The 20,797-nt window shown below is 69.8% G+C and carries 26 protein-coding genes; 10 read left to right on the forward strand and 16 right to left on the reverse strand.

What is annotated here, in order from left to right:
- The coding region (locus tag ABR571_RS15630; RefSeq protein WP_409454132.1) for a flavin reductase family protein at positions 1-381 on the forward strand (381 nt) is incomplete at its 5' end.
- A 15-nt stretch (positions 382-396) separates the two neighbouring features.
- The gene (locus ABR571_RS15635; RefSeq protein ID WP_409454133.1) at positions 397-1,581 is read left to right on the forward strand and encodes a fatty acid desaturase family protein; all 1,185 of its coding nucleotides are present in this window, start codon (positions 397-399) and stop codon (positions 1,579-1,581) included.
- A gap of 78 nt (positions 1,582-1,659) precedes the next feature.
- Here the strand turns inward: ABR571_RS15635 and ABR571_RS15640 are convergent, their stop codons facing one another.
- The gene (locus tag ABR571_RS15640) at positions 1,660-2,190 is read right to left on the reverse strand and encodes an N-acetyltransferase family protein (RefSeq protein ID WP_409454134.1); all 531 of its coding nucleotides are present in this window, start codon (positions 2,188-2,190) and stop codon (positions 1,660-1,662) included.
- Positions 2,191-2,258: 68 nt separating this feature from the next.
- Between ABR571_RS15640 and ABR571_RS15645 the strand changes: the two genes are divergently transcribed.
- Together ABR571_RS15645 and ABR571_RS15650 are read left to right on the forward strand one after the other, a co-directional pair.
- Complete coding sequence (locus ABR571_RS15645; RefSeq protein ID WP_409454135.1) at positions 2,259-3,776, forward strand: hypothetical protein; 1,518 nt, start codon at positions 2,259-2,261, stop codon at positions 3,774-3,776.
- Positions 3,777-3,853: 77 nt separating this feature from the next.
- Positions 3,854-4,237 carry a hypothetical protein gene (locus ABR571_RS15650; RefSeq protein WP_409454136.1) on the forward strand — a complete coding sequence of 128 codons (384 nt, stop codon included), beginning with the start codon at positions 3,854-3,856 and terminating at the stop codon, positions 4,235-4,237.
- A gap of 4 nt (positions 4,238-4,241) precedes the next feature.
- Here the strand turns inward: ABR571_RS15650 and dusB are convergent, their stop codons facing one another.
- Genes dusB through era form a run of 8 tightly spaced genes read right to left on the reverse strand, consistent with a single transcriptional unit; the run spans position 4,242 to position 12,019 of the window.
- Positions 4,242-5,417: a tRNA dihydrouridine synthase DusB gene (dusB, locus tag ABR571_RS15655; protein ID WP_409454137.1), complete on the reverse strand. Its 1,176-nt coding sequence runs from the start codon at positions 5,415-5,417 to the stop codon at positions 4,242-4,244.
- Between the two features lie 4 nt (positions 5,418-5,421).
- Positions 5,422-6,816 (reverse strand): glycine--tRNA ligase, encoded by a 1,395-nt coding sequence (locus ABR571_RS15660; RefSeq protein ID WP_409454138.1) that lies wholly within the window; start codon positions 6,814-6,816, stop codon positions 5,422-5,424.
- Positions 6,768-7,994, reverse strand: a complete 1,227-nt coding sequence (locus ABR571_RS15665; protein ID WP_409454139.1) for a phosphatase PAP2 family protein — start codon at positions 7,992-7,994, stop codon at positions 6,768-6,770. The genes ABR571_RS15660 and ABR571_RS15665 overlap by 49 nt, the downstream gene beginning before the upstream one ends.
- Positions 7,991-8,317, reverse strand: a complete 327-nt coding sequence (locus ABR571_RS15670) for an antibiotic biosynthesis monooxygenase family protein (RefSeq protein WP_409454140.1) — start codon at positions 8,315-8,317, stop codon at positions 7,991-7,993. The genes ABR571_RS15665 and ABR571_RS15670 overlap by 4 nt, the downstream gene beginning before the upstream one ends.
- Positions 8,314-9,129 (reverse strand): isoprenyl transferase, encoded by an 816-nt coding sequence (locus tag ABR571_RS15675; RefSeq protein WP_409454141.1) that lies wholly within the window; start codon positions 9,127-9,129, stop codon positions 8,314-8,316. The genes ABR571_RS15670 and ABR571_RS15675 overlap by 4 nt, the downstream gene beginning before the upstream one ends.
- Positions 9,130-9,163: 34 nt before the next feature.
- A complete protein-coding gene (gene recO, locus ABR571_RS15680) occupies positions 9,164-9,925 on the reverse strand; it encodes a DNA repair protein RecO (RefSeq protein ID WP_409454142.1) in 762 nt (253 codons plus the stop codon).
- A 16-nt stretch (positions 9,926-9,941) separates the two neighbouring features.
- Positions 9,942-11,138, reverse strand: coding sequence for an MFS transporter (locus tag ABR571_RS15685; protein ID WP_409454143.1), 1,197 nt, complete (start codon positions 11,136-11,138; stop codon positions 9,942-9,944).
- Positions 11,138-12,019, reverse strand: coding sequence for a GTPase Era (gene era, locus ABR571_RS15690; protein WP_409454144.1), 882 nt, complete (start codon positions 12,017-12,019; stop codon positions 11,138-11,140). The genes ABR571_RS15685 and era overlap by 1 nt, the downstream gene beginning before the upstream one ends.
- A gap of 124 nt (positions 12,020-12,143) precedes the next feature.
- On the opposite strand from era, the gene ABR571_RS15695 reads away from it, so the two are divergent.
- The 5 genes from ABR571_RS15695 to ABR571_RS15715 are packed head-to-tail and all read left to right on the forward strand — an operon-like array spanning position 12,144 to position 15,178.
- Positions 12,144-12,326: a hypothetical protein gene (locus ABR571_RS15695; RefSeq protein ID WP_409454145.1), complete on the forward strand. Its 183-nt coding sequence runs from the start codon at positions 12,144-12,146 to the stop codon at positions 12,324-12,326.
- Between the two features lie 6 nt (positions 12,327-12,332).
- Complete coding sequence (locus tag ABR571_RS15700) at positions 12,333-12,917, forward strand: alpha/beta hydrolase family protein (protein ID WP_409454175.1); 585 nt, start codon at positions 12,333-12,335, stop codon at positions 12,915-12,917.
- A gap of 33 nt (positions 12,918-12,950) precedes the next feature.
- On the forward strand, positions 12,951-13,568 hold the full coding sequence (locus tag ABR571_RS15705) for a TetR/AcrR family transcriptional regulator (RefSeq protein WP_409454146.1): 618 nt from the start codon (positions 12,951-12,953) through the stop codon (positions 13,566-13,568).
- Positions 13,565-14,341, forward strand: a complete 777-nt coding sequence (locus ABR571_RS15710) for a maleylpyruvate isomerase family mycothiol-dependent enzyme (protein WP_409454147.1) — start codon at positions 13,565-13,567, stop codon at positions 14,339-14,341. The genes ABR571_RS15705 and ABR571_RS15710 overlap by 4 nt, the downstream gene beginning before the upstream one ends.
- A 27-nt stretch (positions 14,342-14,368) precedes the next feature.
- The gene (locus tag ABR571_RS15715) at positions 14,369-15,178 is read left to right on the forward strand and encodes an MBL fold metallo-hydrolase (protein ID WP_409454176.1); all 810 of its coding nucleotides are present in this window, start codon (positions 14,369-14,371) and stop codon (positions 15,176-15,178) included.
- On the opposite strand, the gene ABR571_RS15720 is transcribed toward ABR571_RS15715, so the two are convergent.
- The 5 genes from ABR571_RS15720 to ABR571_RS15740 all read right to left on the reverse strand — a co-directional run bounded on the left by ABR571_RS15720 (position 15,179) and on the right by ABR571_RS15740 (position 18,925).
- Complete coding sequence (locus ABR571_RS15720; protein ID WP_409454148.1) at positions 15,179-15,499, reverse strand: cytidine deaminase; 321 nt, start codon at positions 15,497-15,499, stop codon at positions 15,179-15,181. It abuts the gene before it with no gap.
- Positions 15,500-15,560: 61 nt separating this feature from the next.
- Positions 15,561-16,877, reverse strand: a complete 1,317-nt coding sequence (locus ABR571_RS15725; protein WP_409454149.1) for a hemolysin family protein — start codon at positions 16,875-16,877, stop codon at positions 15,561-15,563.
- A gap of 18 nt (positions 16,878-16,895) precedes the next feature.
- The gene (ybeY, locus tag ABR571_RS15730; protein ID WP_409454150.1) at positions 16,896-17,450 is read right to left on the reverse strand and encodes an rRNA maturation RNase YbeY; all 555 of its coding nucleotides are present in this window, start codon (positions 17,448-17,450) and stop codon (positions 16,896-16,898) included.
- Between the two features lie 3 nt (positions 17,451-17,453).
- Positions 17,454-18,488 carry a PhoH family protein gene (locus tag ABR571_RS15735; protein WP_409454151.1) on the reverse strand — a complete coding sequence of 345 codons (1,035 nt, stop codon included), beginning with the start codon at positions 18,486-18,488 and terminating at the stop codon, positions 17,454-17,456.
- A gap of 98 nt (positions 18,489-18,586) precedes the next feature.
- Positions 18,587-18,925 carry a histidine triad nucleotide-binding protein gene (locus ABR571_RS15740; RefSeq protein ID WP_409454152.1) on the reverse strand — a complete coding sequence of 113 codons (339 nt, stop codon included), beginning with the start codon at positions 18,923-18,925 and terminating at the stop codon, positions 18,587-18,589.
- Positions 18,926-19,049: 124 nt separating this feature from the next.
- On the opposite strand from ABR571_RS15740, the gene ABR571_RS15745 reads away from it, so the two are divergent.
- On the forward strand, positions 19,050-19,448 hold the full coding sequence (locus tag ABR571_RS15745; protein WP_409454153.1) for a VOC family protein: 399 nt from the start codon (positions 19,050-19,052) through the stop codon (positions 19,446-19,448).
- Positions 19,449-19,458: 10 nt separating this feature from the next.
- Here the strand turns inward: ABR571_RS15745 and ABR571_RS15750 are convergent, their stop codons facing one another.
- Entirely contained in the window at positions 19,459-19,992 is a 534-nt protein-coding gene (locus ABR571_RS15750; protein ID WP_409454154.1) for a flavin reductase family protein, read from the reverse strand.
- Positions 19,993-20,066: 74 nt separating this feature from the next.
- Positions 20,067-20,795: a 16S rRNA (uracil(1498)-N(3))-methyltransferase gene (locus tag ABR571_RS15755; protein ID WP_409454155.1), complete on the reverse strand. Its 729-nt coding sequence runs from the start codon at positions 20,793-20,795 to the stop codon at positions 20,067-20,069.
- Between the last annotated feature and the right edge of the window lie 2 nt (positions 20,796-20,797).

Here is a 20,797-nt window from a genome sequence, read left to right on the forward strand (position 1 = left end):
TTCGTGTCCGGGCCCCGCCAGCTCATCGACGCCATCGAAGAGCGCTACGAGCAGGAGAACTGCTCCGAGCGCCTGCACACGGAACGGTTCCAGCCGGTCATCGGCAACGGGGGTGGCAGCGGCGAGGGCGGCTCGGTGTACTTCCGCGTTTCCGACTGCAAGGCGGAGTGCGACACCGGCGTGTCCATCCTCGTCGGCGGTGAGGAAGCCGGCGCCAAGCTGCCCTTCGGCTGCCGGATGGGCATCTGCCACACCTGCGTCGGGCGGCTGCAGGACGGTGCGGTTCGCGATCTGCGCACCGGCGCCATCGAGCAGGCCAGCGGGCAAATGGTCCGCGTCTGCATCAATGCACCCGAAGGTCACGTCGAGATCGATCTCTAGGAAGGACCCTGCTTCATGCCGCAGCCCACTGCGACCCCGTACGACCCGAACAACCCGCTCTACAAGCTCACCGAGGAACAGCTCGAGGAGATCGGGAAGGAATTCGACGCGCTGCACGACGAGATCTTCAGTGATCTCGGCGAGGTGGACGCGCGCTACATCCGCAGCCTGATCACCTTCCATCGCCGGCTGGGGTTGATGTCGCGGGCGCTGCTGATCTTCTCCCGCTACAAGCCGGCCCTGGTGCTGGGAACCGCCGGGCTGTCGGTGGCCAAGATCCTCGAGAACATGGAGATCGGCCACAACGTCATGCACGGGCAGTGGGACTGGATGAACGACCCCACGATCCACTCGTCCACCTGGGACTGGGACACCGCATCCCCGGCGGCGGCGTGGAAGCACTCGCACAACTACGTCCACCACACGTACACGAACATCATCGGCAAGGACAAGGACGTCGGCTACGAGATCTTCCGGGTCGACCCGCGCCAGAAGTGGAACCCGGGCTATCTGCTCCAGCCGGTCGGCAACATCGTGCTGATGGCCCTGTTCGAGTGGGGCGTGGCCCTGCACGACCTCGACTTCGACAAGATCAAGAAGGGCGAGAAGTCGAAGAAGCAGGTGTTGGACGAGCTGAAGGCCATCGGCGTGAAGGCGCGCCGGCAGATCCTCAAGGACTACATCGGCTGGCCCGCGCTGTCGGGACGCAGCGGCTTCAAGCGGACGGCCAAGGCCAACGCCGTCGCCAACATCGTGCGCAACGTCTGGTCCAACGCGATCATCTTCTGCGGCCACTTCCCCGACCAGACGTTCACGTTCACCGAGGAAGAGGTCGAGAACGAGACCCGGGGCGGCTGGTACGTGCGCCAGCTCATCGGCGCGGCCAACATCGACGGCGGACCGCTGTTCCACGTGATGGCCGGCAACCTGTCCTTCCAGGTCGAGCACCACCTCTACCCGGACATGCCGAGCTCGCGCTACCAGCAGATCGCGCCTCGCGTGCGCGAGATCTGCGAGCGGTACGGACTGCCGTACAACACCGGCCCGCTGCTCAAGCAGTGGGGCACGGTGCAGCGCACCATCCTGCGGCTCGCCCTCCCGGGCGGGGGTCCCCGGCCGAAGCCCGGCCCGTACCACGTGCCAGCGGAGGAGAAGGCCGCCAAAAAGGCGGCGAAGGAGCGCGTCCCCGCCTTCCCGTAAACCGCCGCTCCCCGACTACGCCGAGTTGTCCGTGCGTCGCCGCGTTCTGACGTGGCGACGCACGGACAACTTCGTAGCTCAGCGCGGTTCGGCCGGCGGATCGTCGCCGGGCGAGAGGTCGCGCTGCATCCACGCGACGTCGTGCCAGCTGCCGTTCTTCCACCCGATCCGGCGATACGTACCGATCGGCTCGAAACCCAAGGCGGTGTGCAGCCCGACGCTGCCCGCGTTGGGCAGCGTCATGCCGGCGACCGCGGTGCGGAACCCCCGCTCGGCCAGCCGGGCGAACAGGGCCTTGTAGAGCGTCCGGCCGGCACCGCTGCGGTGCCGGCCGCGGGCGACGTACACGCTGACCTCGCACGACCACCGGTAGGCGGCGCGTTCCTTGTACGGCCTGCCGTAGGCATAGCCGACCACCGCTTGGTGCTCTTCCAGCACCAACCAGGCGTGAGTGCGCACGGCGGCATCGATGCGGCCGGCCAATTCGGCGGCCGACGGCGGTGCGGTCTCGAAGCTGATCGCCGTCTCGGCGACGTACGGCGCGTAGATGGCGGCACACGCGGCGGCGTCGGATACCTCCGCGTCGCGGACAAAGGAAGGGCGCGGCATGGGACGATGGTATGAGCTGAGCAGAGCGACTTCGGATCAACAGCGAACCGACCGGACGGGTTTTGGAAGTGCTGCAGCGCACGCAGGTATATCGATGGCGTCCCGCGCATCTCGCCCCCGCCTTCGCCCTGCTCGCCGCGACCGCTTTCCTGATCGCCAGGCCGCCGGTCGGGGACCTGTGGGCGGCCCGCGCGCGAGAGTCCGCCGCCGCGCACGGCGTCGGTCTGAACTACTGGTTCTCGTGGTTCGGCGGCACCGTCCCCGGTCACTACTCCGTCCTGGCGCCCTACCTGACAAAAGTGGTCGGCGTCGTCGTGCTCGGCGCAATCGGAACCGTCGCCATCACGCCGCTCTGCTACCGCTTGGTGCAGGGCAGCGCGCATCCCGCGCTCGCCACCTGGGCGGCCGCGATCGGCTCTAGCTTCAGCCTGTGGAGCGGGCGGGTGCCCTTCGCGCTCGGCTCGGCCGCGATGCTCGTCGCCCTGCTGTTCGTCCGCGGCAACCGCCGCCTCCCCGCCGCGTTGGCCGGCATCGGCACGACCCTGCTGTCGCCGGTGTCCGGCGCGTTCCTGATCCTCGGGCTCACCGGCCTTTACCTGCACGTCCCCTCGCTGCGCAAGACCACGCTGGCCACTGCGGCGGCGAGCGGGGCCTGCCTCATCGGCGTGGCGATCTACTTCGGCATGCCCGGCCCGCAGACCTTCCGGCCGTCGTCGGCCATCCTGACCGGGTCGGCCATCGCCGCCATGCTGATCGCCCGGCCCCCCTCGTACCTGCGCACCGTCCTGGTCATCTCGCTCGCCGCGTGCCCACTACTCGCGATCATCCCCAACGGCATGGGGTCCAATTTCGAGCGGTTCGCCTTCATCTGCCTGCCGGTCGCGGTCCTGGCCACCGCGCGCACCTGGTGGCCCCTCACCGCATTCGTCACCGCGTTCGCGCTCGGTTGCGGGGTCGGCGGGTCGATCCGCGACCTCACTGTGGCCGCGCAGCCCATGTCGGCCGCGTCCTACTACATCGGGCTCAACAGGCAGCTCGACCACACGCCGGGATTGGCGGCCTACCGCGTCGAGGTGGTTCCCGACGGCACCTACGTCGCCGCCTACGCGTTGCTCGGGCACGCCCTGCTGGCCCGCGGCTACGAGACGCAGACCGACAACAAGCTCAACGCCGTCGTCAACGCGCCGACCCTCGACCCGGTCACGTACAAGGTGTGGCTCGACAACAACGCGGTCGGCTACGTCGCCATCGGCCGCAAGACGATCAAGAGCCAACCCGAGTACCGGCTGGTCCGCTCGGGCACGCTGCCCTACCTCACGCAGGTCTGGTCCGATCACAACTGGACGCTGTACCGGGTGACGAACCCGAGCCCCATCGCCGCCCCGCCGGCCAGGGTGACCGAGGCCGATCAGGCCGGGCTGACGGTCGCCGTGCCCAAGAGCGGCGCCGTGGCGCTGCGGATCCGCTGGTCGCGGTTCCTCCAGGTCAAGGGGCCGCACGGCATCGACACCGGACTGCGCCCGGACGGGCAGGGCTGGACGACGCTGGTGGCCCCGCGCGCCGGCACGTACGTCGTCTCCGGCTGACCTCCGCCGACATCTGACGCGTACTTCACGCGTATCCGGGCATGCCTTAGGTCAGACCCGCGACCTACGGAGGCATCGTGACCGAGCAGGAGCAGCAGCAGCGCGAGGATCAGCAGGAGTCGAAGGGCGAGGGCAAGATCGGCCTCGACCGCAGCGACGAGGACCAGAGCTTCGTCGACCAGTCGAAGATTGATTTCGACCCGGACGACGGTCTGTATTCCGGCACCGCGGTCGACGGCTCCAGCGAGATCCCCGGGCCGCACCAGGACAGCGAGAGCGGCGAGGTCAACCTCGACGAGGCCAAGCAGGAGGCCGAGGAGGCCGGTATCGATCCCGAGGACACGCCGGCGGCCAAGTCACCGGTCGCCAAGGCGGCCGAGGCCGAGCGGGAGAACAAGGGCGACGCCGGGGGCGAGGAAGAAGAGGGCGAGGAAGAAGAGGGCGAGGAGGAAGAGGGCTGACCGCTCAGCCGCCGCTGTCGCCCAACTCGGCGCCCTGCGGGACGGCACGCGAGTCGCGGGTGCTGAGCCAGTCCTCGGGCAGGGCCACGGCGCGGGTGCCGGAGGTGCGCCCGCGCGGTTGTCCGACTACGGACTCCGGGAACGGCTGGTCGAGGTCGAGCGCACCGAGAAGGTCGTCGAGTTCGGCGAGCGAGGACGCCATGGCCATCGCTCGGCGCAGCTCGCCGCCGACTGCGAACCCTTTCAGGTACCAGGCGACGTGCTTGCGGAAGTCCGTGACGCCGTGTTGTTCGCCGAGCCAGTCGGCCAGCAGTTCCGCGTGGCGGCGCATCGTGGTGGCCACCTGCGCCAGGGCGGGCCGGATGCGTTCCGGTCGTCCGGCGAAGGCCGCGGCCAGATCGGCGAACAGCCAGGGGCGGCCCAGGCAGCCACGCCCGACGACCACGCCGGCGCAGCCGGTCTCTCGCACCATGCGCAGCGCGTCGTCGGCCTCCCAGATGTCGCCGTTGCCCAGCACCGGGATGTCCAGCGTCTCGACGAGATCGGCGATCGGCGCCCAGTCGGCGTGCCCGCTGTAGAAATCGGCGGCAGTCCGGCCGTGCAGCGCCACGTGGGCCACGCCCGCGTCCTGCGCGCGCAGGCCCGCCTCGCGGTAGGTGACGTGGTCGGCGTCGATGCCGACCCGCATCTTGACGGTGACGGGCACGGCGCCCCGGGCCTCGCGAACGGCGGCCGTGACGATCTCGTCGAACAGGCCGATGCGCCAGGGCAAGGCTGAGCCGCCGCCCTTGCGGGTCACCTTGGGCACCGGGCAGCCGAAGTTCAGGTCGACGTGGTCGGCGAGGTCCTCGTCCACGATCATGCGTACGGCCCGGCCGACCACCGTGGGATCGACGCCGTAGAGCTGGATGGAACGCGGCGCTTCGTCGGCCTCGAAACGGATCAGCTGCAGAGTCTTCGCGTTGCGCTCCACGAGCGCCCGGGTCGTGATCATCTCGCCGACGAACAGTCCGCCGGACTGACCGGCATCGAGGGCCGGCGCCATGGCCTCCCGGCACAACCGGCGGAAGGCGGTGTTGGTGATGCCGGCCATCGGCGCGAGCACGACCGGCGGGTCGGCGACGACCCGGCCGGAGAGCCGGAGCGGTGAGTTGGCGAGCGCTGTCGCGGAATCGGTCATGGCATCAGCAGCCGGGAAGCTCCGCGGCGAGATACCGCTCGACCTGGTCGAGACCGACCCGCTCCTGGGTCATCGAGTCCCGATCCCGGATCGTGACGGCATCGTCGTCCAGGGTGTCGAAGTCGACGGTGATGCAGAACGGGGTGCCGATCTCGTCCTGCCGGCGGTACCGGCGCCCGATCGCCTGGGTCTCGTCGTAGTCGACGTTCCAGTTGCGGCGCAGCGCCGCGGCCAGGTCGCGGGCCTTGGGCGACAGGTCGGCGTTGCGCGAGAGCGGCAGCACGGCGGCTTTCACCGGCGCGAGCCGTGTGTCGAGCTTGAGCACCGTCCGTTTCTCCATGACGCCCTTGGCGTTGGGCGCCTCGCCCTCGCTGTACGCGTCGAGCAGGAAGGCCAGGACGGCCCGGGTCAGCCCGGCCGCCGGCTCGATCACGTAGGGCGTGTACCGCTCGTTGGTCGCCTGGTCGAAGTAGGTGAGGTCGACGCCGGAGTGCTTGGAGTGGGTGCTCAGGTCGAAGTCCGTGCGGTTGGCGACACCCTCGAGCTCGGCGAACTCCGAGCCGCCGAAACGGAAGCGGTACTCGATGTCGACGGTGCGCTTCGCGTAGTGCGACAGCTTCTCCTTCGGGTGCTCGTAGTAGCGCAGGTTCTCCGGGTCGATGCCGAGGTCGACATACCAGTTCCATCGCTGCTCGAGCCAGTACTCATGCCACGTCTCGTCGGTGCCGGGCTCGACGAAGAACTCCATCTCCATCTGCTCGAACTCGCGGGTGCGGAAGATGAAGTTGCCCGGCGTGATCTCGTTGCGGAAACTCTTGCCGGTCTGGGCGATGCCGAACGGCGGCTTCTTGCGCGACGTGTTGAGCACGTTGAGGAAGTTCACGAAGATGCCCTGCGCGGTCTCCGGGCGCAGGTAGTGCAGGGCTGACTCGTCCTCGACCGGGCCGAGGTAGGTGCGCAGCATGCCGCTGAACTGCTTGGGATCGGTCCACTGCCCACGCGTGCCGCAATGCGGGCAGGTGATGTCGGCCAGGCCGTTCTCCGGCGCCCGTCCCTTGCGGGCCTCGAACTCCTCCTCGAGGTGGTCGGCGCGGAACCGGCGATGGCAGTGCTGGCACTCGGTCAGCGGGTCGGAGAACGTCGCCACGTGCCCGGACGCCTCCCACACCTCGGAGGCGAGGATGACGGCCGAGTCGAGGCCGACGATGTCGTCGCGCCCGGTGACCATCGTCTTCCACCACTGCCGGCGGACGTTCTCCTTCAGCTCCACGCCGAGTGGCCCGTAGTCCCAAGCCGATCGGCTGCCGCCGTAGATCTCGCTCGAGGGGAAGACGAATCCGCGCCGCTTGCTCAGGTTGACGACGGCATCGTTTCGGGCAGCGGATGGGTCGGCGGGCACGGAGACTCCTGGATCGGATCGGGCGGTGGTGCTGTGTCGTCAAGGGTATCCGCGCTGCGGCGGCGCTCTCGCCACCGCTCGATGCGGTTGGCCAGCCAGTGAATGAGCCAGGCGGCCAGCGCGCCGGCGATGCCGTCGGCGACATAGTGCTCTCCGGCATAGGCGAGCGAGAACATCATGACCAGCGGATAGCCGATCAGCAGCGGGCGCCACCACTTGTTGAGCCGCGACCACATGAAGATGCAGAAGAGCACGGTGCCGCCCAGATGCAGCGATGGCACGGCGGCCACGGCGTCCGCGGAGTTGAATCCCTTGGCCCACAAGCCGTGCGCGACGCCGAGATGCAGTTTGTAGAAGCTGTCGCCGGCGATGCGCTCAACCCACGGATTGGCTCCCGGCTGCGTGGTGGTGAACTGCCCGAGCAACCCGCCGGCGGGCTGGATCCCCCTGTCGTACATGCACGGGGCATAGTTCGGGTGCAACGCGACGTCGACCGGCGTGCAGTGCGCCGCCGCCCAGGGCGGCGCGGCAGGAATCACCATGAAGAGGGTGAAGCCGAAGAACGAGAGCCCGACGAAGCGCAACGACCAACGGTAGAAGTCGGTGCGGCTGCGCAGCCACATGACGCCGGCCATGACGTAGGGCAGGAAGAAGAACGAGTAGTAGCTGATGCAGGTGAGCAGGTCCCACCAGTGCACCCCCACCCGGTGACCGGTCGCAGTGGAATGGACGTGCTTGAGGTGTTCCTGCAGCCACACCACCGGTTCGTGGCCGAAGAAGAGGAACTTGTCGACTTCGATCTGGGGACGCCACCAGGTCGGCATGCCGATCGTGTCGGAGATGCCGCGCAAGTAGTCGTAGACGACCAGGACCAGAGCGAACGGCAGGAAGTCGATGGCCACCCAGAGCAGCCAGACCGGATGCCGGCCGATGCAGAAGGCGGCCAGTCCGATCGCGATCCACAGGAGCAGGCCCTCGCGGTCGAAGGGCAGCCCGTCCTCGTAGCCGTAGTAGCCAGCGGCGGCGATGTACACCGCGACGGCGCCCCACCGCAGGCCGCGCAGGACCTGACCGAGCGCTGTGTCCACCGGCACCCAGTCGGTGCGCGTGCGGCAGGAGTCCGGCGACCGCCAGCGGCGTTTCGTTCCCGCCGCGGCCGGGTTGACAGCGTCGCTCATGCACGCGGCTCGCGGTCACTGCGCCGGATGACGGCCGACCCGCCGGGCATGACGTCGACCAGTGCCTCGAAGCCGCCGGGCACGTCGACGGCGGACGCCAGCAGAGGGCTCGCGTGCAGCTTCACGTCGTAACCGCCGAGCGCGCGCCGATAGGACCCGACGTTCTCCCACTCGGTCAGTAGCAGCCAGGCCCCCGGATCGTCGGTGGAGCGACCTAGAGTGCCCCGGACGTAGCCCGGCCGGGCCGCGAGAACCGTCAGCGCGGTCTGCGCCCGTTCGGCGAAGTCGGCGGAGTCGTCGGCGAAGTGCGTGATGGCGATCATGGCTGTGGCGCCTCTACCGGTCCGGCCGCACCGAACCGTCGATCGCGTTTGGCATAGTCGAGACACGCCTGCCACAGGTGGCGCCGATCGAAGTCGGGCCACGGCGTGTCGACGAAGGCGAGCTCGGCGTACGCCGACTGCCACAGCAGGAAGTTCGACGTGCGTTGCTCGCCGGAGCTGCGGATGAACAGGTCGACGTCGGGCAGCCCCGGTTCGTCCAGGTGGGCCGCGATGGTGCGCTCGTCGATCTTGGCCGGATTGAGCCGGCCGGCGGCAACCTCGCGGGCGATCGCCCTGGCGGCGTCGACCAGCTCGGCCCGGCCGCCGTAGTTGACGCAGAACTGCAGGGTCAGCCGGTCGTTGTCGCGGGTGTACTGCTCGGCGTCCTCGAGCTGGTTGATGACACTGCGCCACAGCCGGGGCCGGCGGCCGGCCCAGCGGATGCGGACCCCCAGCGCGGCCAGCTCGTCGCGCCGGCGGCGGATGACGTCCTTGTTGAACCCCATGAGGAAGCGCACCTCCTCCGGCGAGCGGCGCCAGTTCTCGGTGGAGAAGGCATACGCCGAGACGGTGCCGACGCCGAGCTCGATCGCGCCGTGCAGCACGTCCATCAGGCTGGCCTCCCCGGCCCGGTGCCCGTCGGTCCGGGACAGGCCGCGCGCGTGGGCCCAGCGGCCGTTGCCGTCCATGACGATCGCGACGTGCGCGGGGACGAGCTCGGCCGGAATTGCCGGTGGGCGGGCACCCGAGGGATGCGGCGGCGGGTCCGGCCAGCGACCACTCAGCGGCCGGGGATTGGCGGCGGCGGTCACCGCGTCAGGTTAGCCGCCGTCGCCGTGTGCAGTTTCACGCCCGGTCGACGAGCGGCAGCGAACGCAGGCCGCGCTCGAGGTGCCACTGCAGGTGTGCCGAGATGAGTCCGGTGCTCTCCCGGCGGATCGAGCCTTCGCTGACGTCCGCGATCCCCCAGTCGCCGCCGAGCAGCGCGGCCATCAGAGCGATGGTGGCGGCCTGCGGACGGGCCGATCCGGCCGGGCGGCAGTCGTCGCACACCGAGCCGCCCGCAGCGACGTTGAAGGCCACGTGAGGCCCTGGCCGTGAGCATTTCGCGCACTCGAGCAGCGCCGGCTCCCAGCCGGCGTTGGACATGGCCCGGATCAGGAAGGCATCGAGGATCAGCCCCGGATCGTGCTCGCGCGCCACCAGGGCGCGCAGCGCCCCGACCACGAGCAGGTAGAGCCGCAGCGCCGGTTCGCCCTCTTCGGTCAGCCGCTCGGCGGTCTCGCAGATGACCGAGGCCGCTGTCCAGCGCGGGTAGTCGCCGGCCAGCTGCGCCCCGAACGCCCCCAGCGATTCGGTCTGCTGCACGACGTCGAGGCCGCGGCGCCCACCCGGCGCCGCCTGTCCTTCGGGCAGCCGTGAATAGACCTGGACGTCGATGTGGCTGCCCGGTTCGAGACGAGCACCGAAGCGGGAGTTCGTGCGGCGCACCCCTTTGCCCACTGCGCGCACCCGCCCGTGGCGCCGGGTGAGCAGGGTGACGATGCGGTCGGCCTCGCCCAGCTTGTGGACGCGCAGGACGACCGCCTCATCGCGGTAGAGCGGCACCCGTCCATCGTGACATCTAGGTCGGACTGAGGACCCGATCGCCGGTCGAGACGCGCAGGACGGCCCCGCCCAGACCGACCGCCACTCCAGCGCCGATCACGAGCAGGAACGCGTTGCGGGCCCCGTGCTGGTCGGCGATCCCGCCGACCAGCGCCGCCCCGGCGCCGTAGCCGACGTTGAGCCCGGTACTCAGCCACGAGAGCCCCTCGGTCAGCGCCCGGGTCGCAACGATCTGCTGCACCAGGCCGAAGGCCGTGATCAGGGTCGGTGCGATGCCGAGGCCCAGCACGAAGGCGCACGCGGCGAGCGCCGGCACGTTGACCGCGGCCAGCAGGACGCAGGGCAGGACGGCGAAGACCACGGCCTGTGTGCGGAAGCGGCGCAACACGTCCGAGCGCCATTGGATCCCGCCGTACACCAGGCCGGACAGCATGCTGCCGCCGGCCATGGCGGCGAGCACCAGACCGCTCAGCGAGCGCTTGTCGTGCTGGCCGCAGTAGGCCACCATCGCGACCTCCGCGCTCGCGAAGACCGCACCCATGCCGACCGTCGTGAGGGTTAGCACGACCATGCCGCGGACGCGCAGGGCCGACCCGTGCCCGGCGTCCCCGGCCGGATGCGCCGGCGGTTCGGTGGCGTGCAGCGCGGCCAGCCACAGCGACCCGCCGACCACCAGCGCCAGGGCGACGTACAGCACGAACACGGGTTCGGCCTGCGTCGCGAGAAGCGTGGCGATCAGCGGCCCGAGCACGAACAGCAACTCGTCGAGCACCGACTCGAGCGACAGCGCGGTCGTCAGTTCGGGACGGCCGTCGAGCTGGTGCGACCAGCGGGCGCGCACGAGCGAGCCGACGGCCAGGTAGGTGAAGCCGAACACGACGGTGGGCACGGCGAGCATCCAGTTCGGCGATCCGGTGTGCAGCATCAGGGCGAGGGCCACGACAGCGGCGGTGTGGACCGCCGCGCACGGCAGGATCAGCCGCCGTTGCCCGTACCGGTCGACCGCCACCGACAGGATCGGGTTGCCGAGCGCGTTGCCGAAGATGTAACAGGCGCTGAGGACGCCGGCGAACCCGTACCGCCCCTCCCGCGCGGAGATGATGAGAACGATGCCGAGCGGGTAGATGGCCATCGGCATCCGCATGATGAACGCGGCCGCGCAGAATGCTGCCGTTCCGGGCTTTCGGAAGATCGACCGGTACCGGCCGAGCATCAGAAACCGAGCCGGTCGAGCTTCTTCGGATCCCGCTGCCAGTCGCGCTCGACGGCCACGTGCAGGGCGAGGTGGACCCGCTCGCCCAGCAGCGCCTCGATGCCGGCGCGGGCGGTCGTGCCGATCCGCATGAGCCGGCTGCCCTGCGGACCGATGACGATCCCCTTCTGGCTGTCCCGCTCGAGGTGCACCGTGGCGAAGATCTCCTGCAGGCCGGAATCCCGCCGGCGCATCTCGTCAATGGTCACTGCGATCGAGTGCGGCAGCTCGTCGCGGACGCCGTCGAGCGCGGCCTCGCGAACCAGCTCGGCGATGCGCGTCTCGACGTCGTTGTCGGTGGTGACGTCACCCGGATACAGCTGTGGTCCTTCCGGCAGGTAGCCGACCAGCAGGTCGGCGAGCAGCTCGACCTGGTCGCCCGCGACGGCCGAGACCGGCACGATGTCGGCGAACTCGCCGAGCTCGGACAGGGCGATCAGCTGTTCGGCCACCCGTTGCCGCGACACCGCGTCGGTCTTGGTGACGATGCCGATGACCGGTGCCTTCAACTCGGCCAGCTCGCCGGCGATGAACCGGTCCCCCGGCCCGATGCGCTGGTCGGCCGGCACGCAGAAGCCGACGACGTCCACTTCGCCCAGCGTTGCCCGCACGACGTCGTTGAGTCGTTCCCCGAGCAGCGTCCTCGGCCGGTGCAGTCCGGGGGTGTCGACGAGGACGAGCTGCGCATCGTCGCGGGTGAGGATTCCGCGCACCGCGTGCCGGGTGGTCTGCGGCTTGTCGCTGGTGATGACAATCTTGGCGCCGACGAGGGCATTCGTCAGCGTGGACTTCCCCGCGTTCGGCCGCCCGACGAAGCAGCAGAAACCGGAGCGGAACGTCATGGGTGCATCTTCGCACCCGGCGCAGGGACGATTGTCGCCCTCGCGCCGGGCGGTGCTGCTGGCCACTGGGACGGCTGTCCTCGGGGGCTGCACGCACTCGGCCCCGGTTCGGCAGACTGGCGCCGTGACAGCCGAACGGATCGCGTACGGGGCGGACGCCGCCCAGTTCGGCGAGTTGTCGCGCCCGTCCGGTTCGGCGCACCGCGGCACCGTCGTGATCATCCACGGCGGGTTCTGGCGCGGCCAGTACGGACTGGACCTCGGACGTCCGCTGGCCGCCGACCTGACCGGACGTGGCTACGTCTGATGGAACATCGAGTACCGCCGTGTCGGCAGCGGCGGCGGGTGGCCCGCGACCCTGGACGACGTCGCGGCCGCGATCGATCATCTCGCCGAGCTCGAGGTCGACCGCGCGCCGCTCGTGGCGATCGGCCACTCGGCCGGTGGGCACCTGGCCACCTGGGCGGCCGGGCGGGGCGCGCTCCCGGCCGATGCGCCGGGCGGTACCCCGAAGATCGCTGTGACCGGCGTCGTGTCGCAGGCCGGCGTCATCGACCTGACTGTTGCCGCCCGGACCGGTGTCGGTGGGACGGCCGTGCCCGACCTGCTGGGCGGGACCCCCGAGCAGGTTCCCGACCGGTACCGGATCGCCGACCCGATCGGGCAGGTGCCGCTGCGGGCACCCGTCCTCTGTGTCCACTCCCGCGCTGACGACACCGTGCCGTTCGCCCAGAGCACTGCCTACGTGGCGGCGGCCAAGCGGGCGGGCGGCGCGGCCGAGTTGCACGCAGTGCCCGGCGACCACTTCGCGGTGATCGACGTCAAGGCGCCGGCGTGGAACGTCGTGCGCAAGGCGCTGCCACTTCTCTTGGTCGGAACTCTTCCCCCACCTGCTTGACTTTTTGCCTAATGGCGATCAGGCTGCCTAACCATGACCGCTTTACCTAATCGCGATAGGCGCGCCGAACGTCGTGAGGACACTCGCCGTGAGATCCTCGACGCCGCCTGGGCGGTCGCGCGCCAAGACGGCCTGGAAAACGTCACGCTGCGCGCCGTTGCTGAACGAGTAGGCATGCGCGCGCCGTCGCTGTATTCGCACTTCGAGTCCAAGAACGCGATCTACGACGCCATGTTCGGCCAGGCCTGGTCGGAGTACCTGGACCAGATCGAGGACCTCGACGCCTCGCTTCCGGCGGCACCGCGCAAGGCGCTGCTGTTCATGCTGCAGACGTTCGTCGACTTCTGCACGGCCGACCTGCCGCGCTTCCAGCTGATGAACCTCCGGGTGGTCACCGGATTCGCACCGAGCCCGGAGGCGTACGCGCCTTCCCTGCGCGTCATGGAGCTGTTCCGCCGCCGCGCCGCCGCGCTGGGCGCACCGAATGACGAGGACGTCGACCTCCTCGCCGCGGCCGTCGGCGGCCTCGTCGATGCCCAGTGGTCCAACGATCCCGGCGGCACCAGATACATCCGCTTGCTACCGAGGGCGATCGACGCTCTCGCAGACGACCTCGGCCTGCCCGGCCCCAAACTCAGGAGGAAACGATGACCGCAACGCTCGCCGACCCAACGCCTCGCACGGCCGCCCTTGACCGGCCGACCGCGATGCGCCTGGCCGAGACCGAGTTCCACCGCTATCTCGACGTGCTGCGCGGGCTCACGCCCCAGCAGTGGGCGGCGCCGACCGAGTGCCCCGGCTGGGATGTGCGGGCCGTGGCCGGCCACTCCCTCGGCGAGGCGGAGATGTCCGCGTCCGTCCGAGAGAACATGCGGCAACTGAAGTTGGTCAAGAAGCGTGGCGGACCGTTCATCGACGCGATGACGTCGCTGCAGGTCGAGGAGCACGCGCATCTCACTACATCCGAGCTCGTCGCCCGGTTCGAGAAGATCGCTCCCAAAGCTGTCCGCAGCCGCGCCCGGACACCGGGCTTCGTCCGTCACCTCAGCCCGCGTGATCTGAGCTTCCCGATCAACGGCCGGACGGAACGGTGGCGGCTCGGCTTCCTGATCGATGTGATCATGACCCGCGATCCGTGGATGCACCGAGTGGACATCTGCCGTGCGACCGGCACGCCGCTGGCGCTGACCGCCGATCACGACGGCGTGCTGGTGGACGACGTCGTACGCGAGTGGGCCGGCCGGCACGGCCGTCCGTGCCGGCTGCACCTGACAGGGCCGGCGGGGGGCGAGTGGGCGTTCGGCAGCGACGGATCCCGTCTCGAGCTGGATGCGGTCGAGTTCTGCCGTGTCGTCTCCGGCCGCGCCGCCGACCTGCCGACCGATGACCCGGCTGGCCTGCTCACCACCGAAGTTCCGTTCTAAACCCGCCGGCAAGGAGAACCCGCCATGATCCGCACCTTCCGTCCGCACGCTGACGTGACCGTCTTACACGACCAAGCGGAGATCCCCGGTCTCGGCGTACTGCCCGTGAACGCCTTCGTGCTGCACGCCGAACAGCCGGTCGTGGTCGACACTGGCCTCGGTCTGCCTGATCGGGACTTCGTCGCCGAGCTGGCCCAGGTCATGGACCCGGCCGACGTCCGCTGGATCTGGCTTACCCATCCCGACCGGGATCACACCGGCGGTCTGTTCAACCTTCTCGAAGCCGCGCCGAACGCCCGGGTGGTGACCACCTTCATCGGCGTCGGAATCCTGTCCTGCGAAACGCCGCTGCCCATGGACCGCATCTACCTGCTCAACGCGGGCCAGAGCCTGGACGTCGGCGACCGGCAGTTGACCGGCTTCCGTCCTCCGCTGTGGGACAACCCGGCGACGGTCGGGTTCTTCGACTCGCGCACCGGGGTGTGTTTCAGCTCCGACTGCTTCGGCGCACCATTGGCGTCAACCGAGCTCGCGGCCGTCGATGACGTTGCCGGGCTGGGTGCGGACGAGCTCCTCGGCGCTCAGCTGCTCTGGGCGTCGGTCGACAGCCCCTGGGTGCACGACGTGGACCGGACGAAGTTCGCCGCGTCTTTCACCACGCTGCGCGAGCACCAGTCGTCGTGGTTGTTCAGCACGCACCTGCCACCGATTCCCGGGACGGAGCGCGAGCGCCTCCTCGACAACATCAGCCGGACGCCGGACGCGACCCGGTTCATGGGTCCCGACCAGGCCGCGCTGGAGCTCATGTTGGCGAGCTTCGAGCCGCAAGAGGCCTGATCAGGCCAAGGTGCCGTCGGCCCGGGCGCGCAGCACCGGCGCGTCCGGCGCGACGTCGCGGACGGCGGCGGTGCCGGCGTCGTCCGCCGGGTCGTCACCGAGTACGACCGCGGCCTCGAGCCCGGGTGCGCCGGACGACACGGCCATCGCTACCGCGACCTGCAGGGCGGACAGCTCGAGCGACGGCAGCGCGACCGAGGCCGCGACATAGGTGCGCCCGTCGCCGTCGCGGACAGCAGCGCCCTGCGCGGCCCGCGTGCGGGCGCGGGCCGAGCGAGCCAGGGTGACGAGCTTCTGGTCCTCGGCGTCCAGTTCGGTCACGTCCTCACTCCGTTCGGGCCGGCAAAGCCGCCATGCCTCGGATTCGCTCCGCAAGCGTCGCTCATGCTCCGGCCACCTCGCTGTCGCGAGCCCGGTCGGGCTCGTCCTCGATTTCGGAGACCCGACGCACAAGCACGGTGTCGATGCGGTTGCGCCGGCCGCCGACATGTTCGGCGGTGAGTTCGAGACCGTGCACGACCGCTCTGGCGCCAGGGATCGGCACCCGGCCGAGCGCCTCGGCCAGCAGGCCGCCGACCGTCTCGACGTCGTCGCGATCGGGCAGCTCGACGCTGAACAGCTCGCCGAGATCCTCGACGGCGAGCCGGGCCGTGACGCGGGCGGTGTCGTCGTCGATTCGCTCGATCGGCGCGCGCTCGACGTCGTACTCATCGGTGATCTCGCCGACGATCTCTTCGAGGATGTCCTCGATGGTGATCAGCCCGGCCGTGCCGCCGTACTCGTCGATGACGATGGCGATGTGCGAACGGGCAGCCTGCATCTCGCGCAGGAGCTCGTCCACCGGCTTGGATTCCGGCACGTAGGCCACCGTGCGCTTCACCTCGTCGACGGTCGTCGTCCGGGCCCGTTCGGCGTCCTGGGCGCGTCGCGCCATGTCCTTGAGGTAGACGACTCCGACGACGTCGTCGAGGTTCTCGCCGGTCACCGGGATGCGAGAGAAACCGCTGCGCAGTGCCAGGGCCAAGCCTTGCCGGACCGTCTTGCCGTGCTCGATCCAGAGCACCTCGGTCCGCGGAACCATCACCTCGCGGGCGATCGTCCGGCCCAGCTCGAACACCGACTGGATCATCTGGCGTTCGTCGTGCTCGACGACGCCGCGTTGCTCGGCCATGTCGACCAGTTCGCGCAGCTCGACCTCGGAGGCGAAAGGACCGTCGCGCAGGCCACGGCCGGGCGTGATGGCGTTGCCGAACAGGGTGAGCAGATTGGCCAGCGGATTGAAGATCCGGCCGAGCAGGCGCACCGCTCCGGCGCCGGCCAGGGCCACCCGGTTGAAGTGTTGACGGCCCAGCGTGCGTGGGCCCACGCCGATCACCGCGTAGCAGATGACGATCATCAGCAGCACCGTGAGGAGCGGGACGGACCAGTGGGACCCGAGTTCGGCGCGGGCGACGCCGGCCACCAGCACGGTCGCCGTCAGCTCGCACGACAGGCGCAGCAGGAGCAGCAGGTTCGTGTAGCGCGGGCGGTCGGCCATGATCGTCCACAACGCCTGGGCGCCGCGCCGGTCCTCGCGCAGGAACTCCTCGGCCCGCGCCTTCGACACACGTGCCAGCGCCGCGTCGACGCACGCGATCAAGCCGCCGATCGGCACCAGGACGATGGCGACCAGGAGCGCGACGACCTCGGAGCCGGTCATCGCCGCCGCTGTCTGTCGTCAGGCACGCCGGCCGCCCGCGGTGTCGCGGACCTCGCCACCGGTGCCGGGCAGCGGCGCGCGGATCGGGCCGCGCTTGCTGATGCGCGCCCATTCGCCCACCAGCTGGGCCTGCAACTCGAACATCTGCCTCTCCTCGTCGGGTTCCCCGTGGTCATACCCCAACAGGTGCAGGATGCCGTGCGTGCAGAGCAGGTGCAGCTCGGCCTCGGTCGAGTGGCCGGCCGAGGCCGCCTGGTCGGCCGCGACGCTGGGGCACAGGACCACGTCGCCGAGCATCGCTTCCGCGCCGTCGTCGGTACCGGGCGGAGCCGACGGATCGCGGCGTTCGGCCGGACCGTCCGCGGCGTCCATGGGAAAGGCCATGACGTCGGTCGGACCCGGGAGATCCATCCACTGCTGGTGCAGCGCGGCCATCGTGTCGGCGTCGACGAGAAGGACCGACACCTCGGCGAGCGGATCGATGCGCAGCGCGTCCAGGACGAAGCGGCCGAGATCGGCCAGCGCCTTCTCGTCGACCGGCGTGCCGGATTCGTTGTTGACCTCTACGGACAACGTCTACCGCCGCGGTTTGGCACGCGAGTGTGCTTGCGTGCTGTCGCCGCTGGCCGAGCGGTCGTAGCGCTCGTACGCGTCGACGATCTCGCCGACCAGTCGGTGGCGGACCACGTCCTGTGACGTGAGGTTGACGAACTCCACGTCCTCGACGTCGCCGAGGATGTCCCGGACCACCCGCAGGCCGCTGCGCTGATCCCCGGGCAGGTCGACCTGGGTGACGTCGCCCGTCACGACGACCCTCGACCCGAAGCCGAGCCGGGTGAGGAACATCTTCATCTGCTCGGGCGTCGTGTTCTGCGCCTCGTCCAGGATGATGAACGCGTCGTTCAGGGTCCGGCCCCGCATGTAGGCCAGAGGCGCGATCTCGATGGTGCCGGCCTGCATCAGCCGAGGTAGCGAGTCGGGATCGAGCATGTCGTGCAGCGCGTCGAAAAGCGGCCGCAGGTACGGGTCGATCTTCTCGAACAGCGTGCCGGGCAGGAAGCCGAGCCGCTCCCCCGCCTCCACGGCGGGCCGGGTCAGGATGATGCGGTTGACGTCCTTGGCCAGCAGCGACTGCACGGCCTTGGCGACGGCCAGGTAGGTCTTGCCGGTACCGGCCGGGCCGATACCGAAGGTGATCGTGTTCTTGTCGATCGCGTCGACGTAACGCTTCTGGTTCAGTGTCTTCGGACGGATGTTCTTGCCGCGCCGGGACAGGATGTTGAGGCTCAGCACCTCGGCCGGCCGCTCGCCGGAGTCGGCGGTGAGGATCCCGTAGGCGCGCGTCACCGAGTCCGCGGTCAGGTTCTGACCGGACTTGATGAGCTCGAGCAGTTCTTCGAACAGGCGCACCGCGACGGCGTTGTCACCGGCGCGGCCGGTGATCGTGATCTCGTTGCCGCGCACGTGGATGTCGGAGTCCAGGCGGCTCTCGATCACCCGCAGCAACTGATCGCGGGATCCGAGCAGGGCAACCATGGCCTGCTCACCGGGCACAACGAGCGTGGTGGAGACGCGATCCGAGCTGTCCGAGGGATCGGGTTGTCCGGTCAAGGTGAGCTTTCTGGTCGTCCGCTGTGGTCCCTTCCACTGTACCGGCGGTTTGCCACCTATTGCCCGTCCTTTGCGTCTGCGCGCCCGGGCACCCTCGCTCAGCCGGGCGGCCAGCCCATCGGCCGGCCGGCCAGCACGTGGGCGTGGACGTGGAAGACCGTCTGTCCGACGCCCGCGCCGGTGTTGAAGACGGTCCGGAAGTCCCGGAGGTTCTCTTGCTCGGCCAACCCGCGGATGCCCGCCAGCAGCCCCGCCGCCGCCTCGGGGTCGCCGCCGGCGTCGGCGATGTCCGTGAGGTGCTTCTTCGTTACCACCAGAACGTGCGTCGGTGCCTGCGGATTGTTGTCGGCGAACGCATAGCAGTCCTCGTCCTCGTAGACCTTGGTGGACGGGATCTCCCCCGCGACGATCTTGCAGAAGACACAGTCAGCGGCCATGGCTCGAACCTAGCGCGGCACGTGATCAACAGACGATTTCGGTCGAATAACGACCGGAATGATCAGTTGATCAAGAGCCCGCTGCGGACCGAGCAGGTCGGGTGGCCGCTGCTAGGTTGCCGACATGCCGAGCATCACCGGTGCCTCCCACGTCGCGCTGACCGTGCGCGATATGGCGGCGAGCGCGAAGTGGTACCAGGACGTGTTCGGTTGGCAGCCGGTGCGCCGCCTCTCCGGCGAGGAGGCGGGCAGCCCGCGCATCCTCCTGTTCGACCCGCAGAGCCGGTTCATGGTCGCGGTGTGCGAGCCGGCGGCCGACGCTGGGGACCGCTTCGACCACCGCCGGGTCGGGCTGGACCACTTGGCGCTCGCCGTCGCCGACGAGGCGGCGCTGCGCGAATGGATTGAGCACCTCGACCGGCTGGACGTGGCCCACTCCCCGGTCCGGCAGTTCGGCCCGGCCCAGTTCCTGACGGTCGACGACCCGGACGGCATCCAGATCGAGTTCTGGCTGCAGCCCTGAACGCCGTCGCTCAAGGCGCCGACAGCGCCCGCTCGGTCGGTGGCGTCGGACGTTCCTCGTTGGCGTGCCCGGGCTCGAGGTGGGTGGCGTGCGAGAGGCGCAGCGGGTCGAACGGTCCGCCGCTGTGCGCCTCGACGGTCTCGGCGGCCAGGCAGACATGATCACCGCCCTCGTCCAGCAGCGCGGTGCGGTGTAGGACGAGCCGGTTCGGGCAGTCGGTGAGAAGCGGCACCCCACCGGGCCCGGCTTCCACGTCGAGATCAGCGAACTTGTCCGCGTCGTCACCCGTCCGGGTGCCGAACAGCTCGGCCAGCGGCAGGTCGTCGGTCGACAGGAAGTGCACCGCGAGGTGCGTCGCCCGCAGGGCCACCCGGTAGGTGTGGTTGGCCTTCGACAGCCAGACCGTGTAGCGCTGCGGGTCGATGCTCGACTGGGCGTGGAAGCCGACGAGGCAGCCGCCGCGTTCGTTGCCGGCCGCCGTGGTGACCACGATCAACCGGGCGTCCAGCGACGTCATGATCTGATCGAACGCGTCATCATTCATCGAGACTCCGCCGTATCGCCGAGGAAGTGTGCGGTCCCATCAGATGCCCCGGCGCGAACCGGCGCAAGGCCCGCTCAGGACCAGCGGGCCAGACGCAGCGACAGCGCAGCCAACGCGGCCGCGCCCGCCGTCGACGTACGCAGCACCGGCTGCCCCAGCCGCACGGCCGTCGCGCCGGCCGCAGCGAACGCGTCGAGCTCATCGGCGGAGATACCGCCCTCGGGCCCGATCACCACGCAGATCTCCCCGGCGGCCGGCAGCGGAATCCCGGTCAGCGGCTGGTCCGCCGACTCGTGCAGCACCAGCCCGGTGGCCGCTGCGAGCCGCGCGGTCACCTCGCTGGTCGAGGCCAACGTCGACACGGCCGGCACCCGGGCGCGGCGGCTCTGCTTCGCCGCCTCTCGCGCGGTGCGGCGCCACTTCTCCACGGCCCGGTCACCGCGCGAGCCGTGCCACTGGGCGATCGACCGCGACGCCGCCCACGGCACGATCTCGTCCACGCCGAGCTCGGTCAGCACCTCGACCGCCAGATCGGCCCGGTCCCCCTTGGGCAGCGCCTGGACGGCCACGATGCGGGGATCCGGTGGCGGCACCGTCCGCCGCGCGCGCACCGTCAACCGCAACCCGTCATCGACGACCGCGGCGACGACGCACTCGAGCAGCGTGCCCATGCCGTCGGACACCAACACGTCCTCGCCGATGCCGAGCCGCTTGACCCGGGCGGCGTGCCGTCCCTCGTCACCACGGAGATGCAGCTCCGGCGCGTCCGAGACGACGTCCACCAGGAACAGCGGCGGCGTCATGC

This window comes from Jatrophihabitans sp. (assembly GCF_046262535.1).
In the GTDB taxonomy this organism is placed as follows: domain Bacteria; phylum Actinomycetota; class Actinomycetes; order Mycobacteriales; family Jatrophihabitantaceae; genus Jatrophihabitans.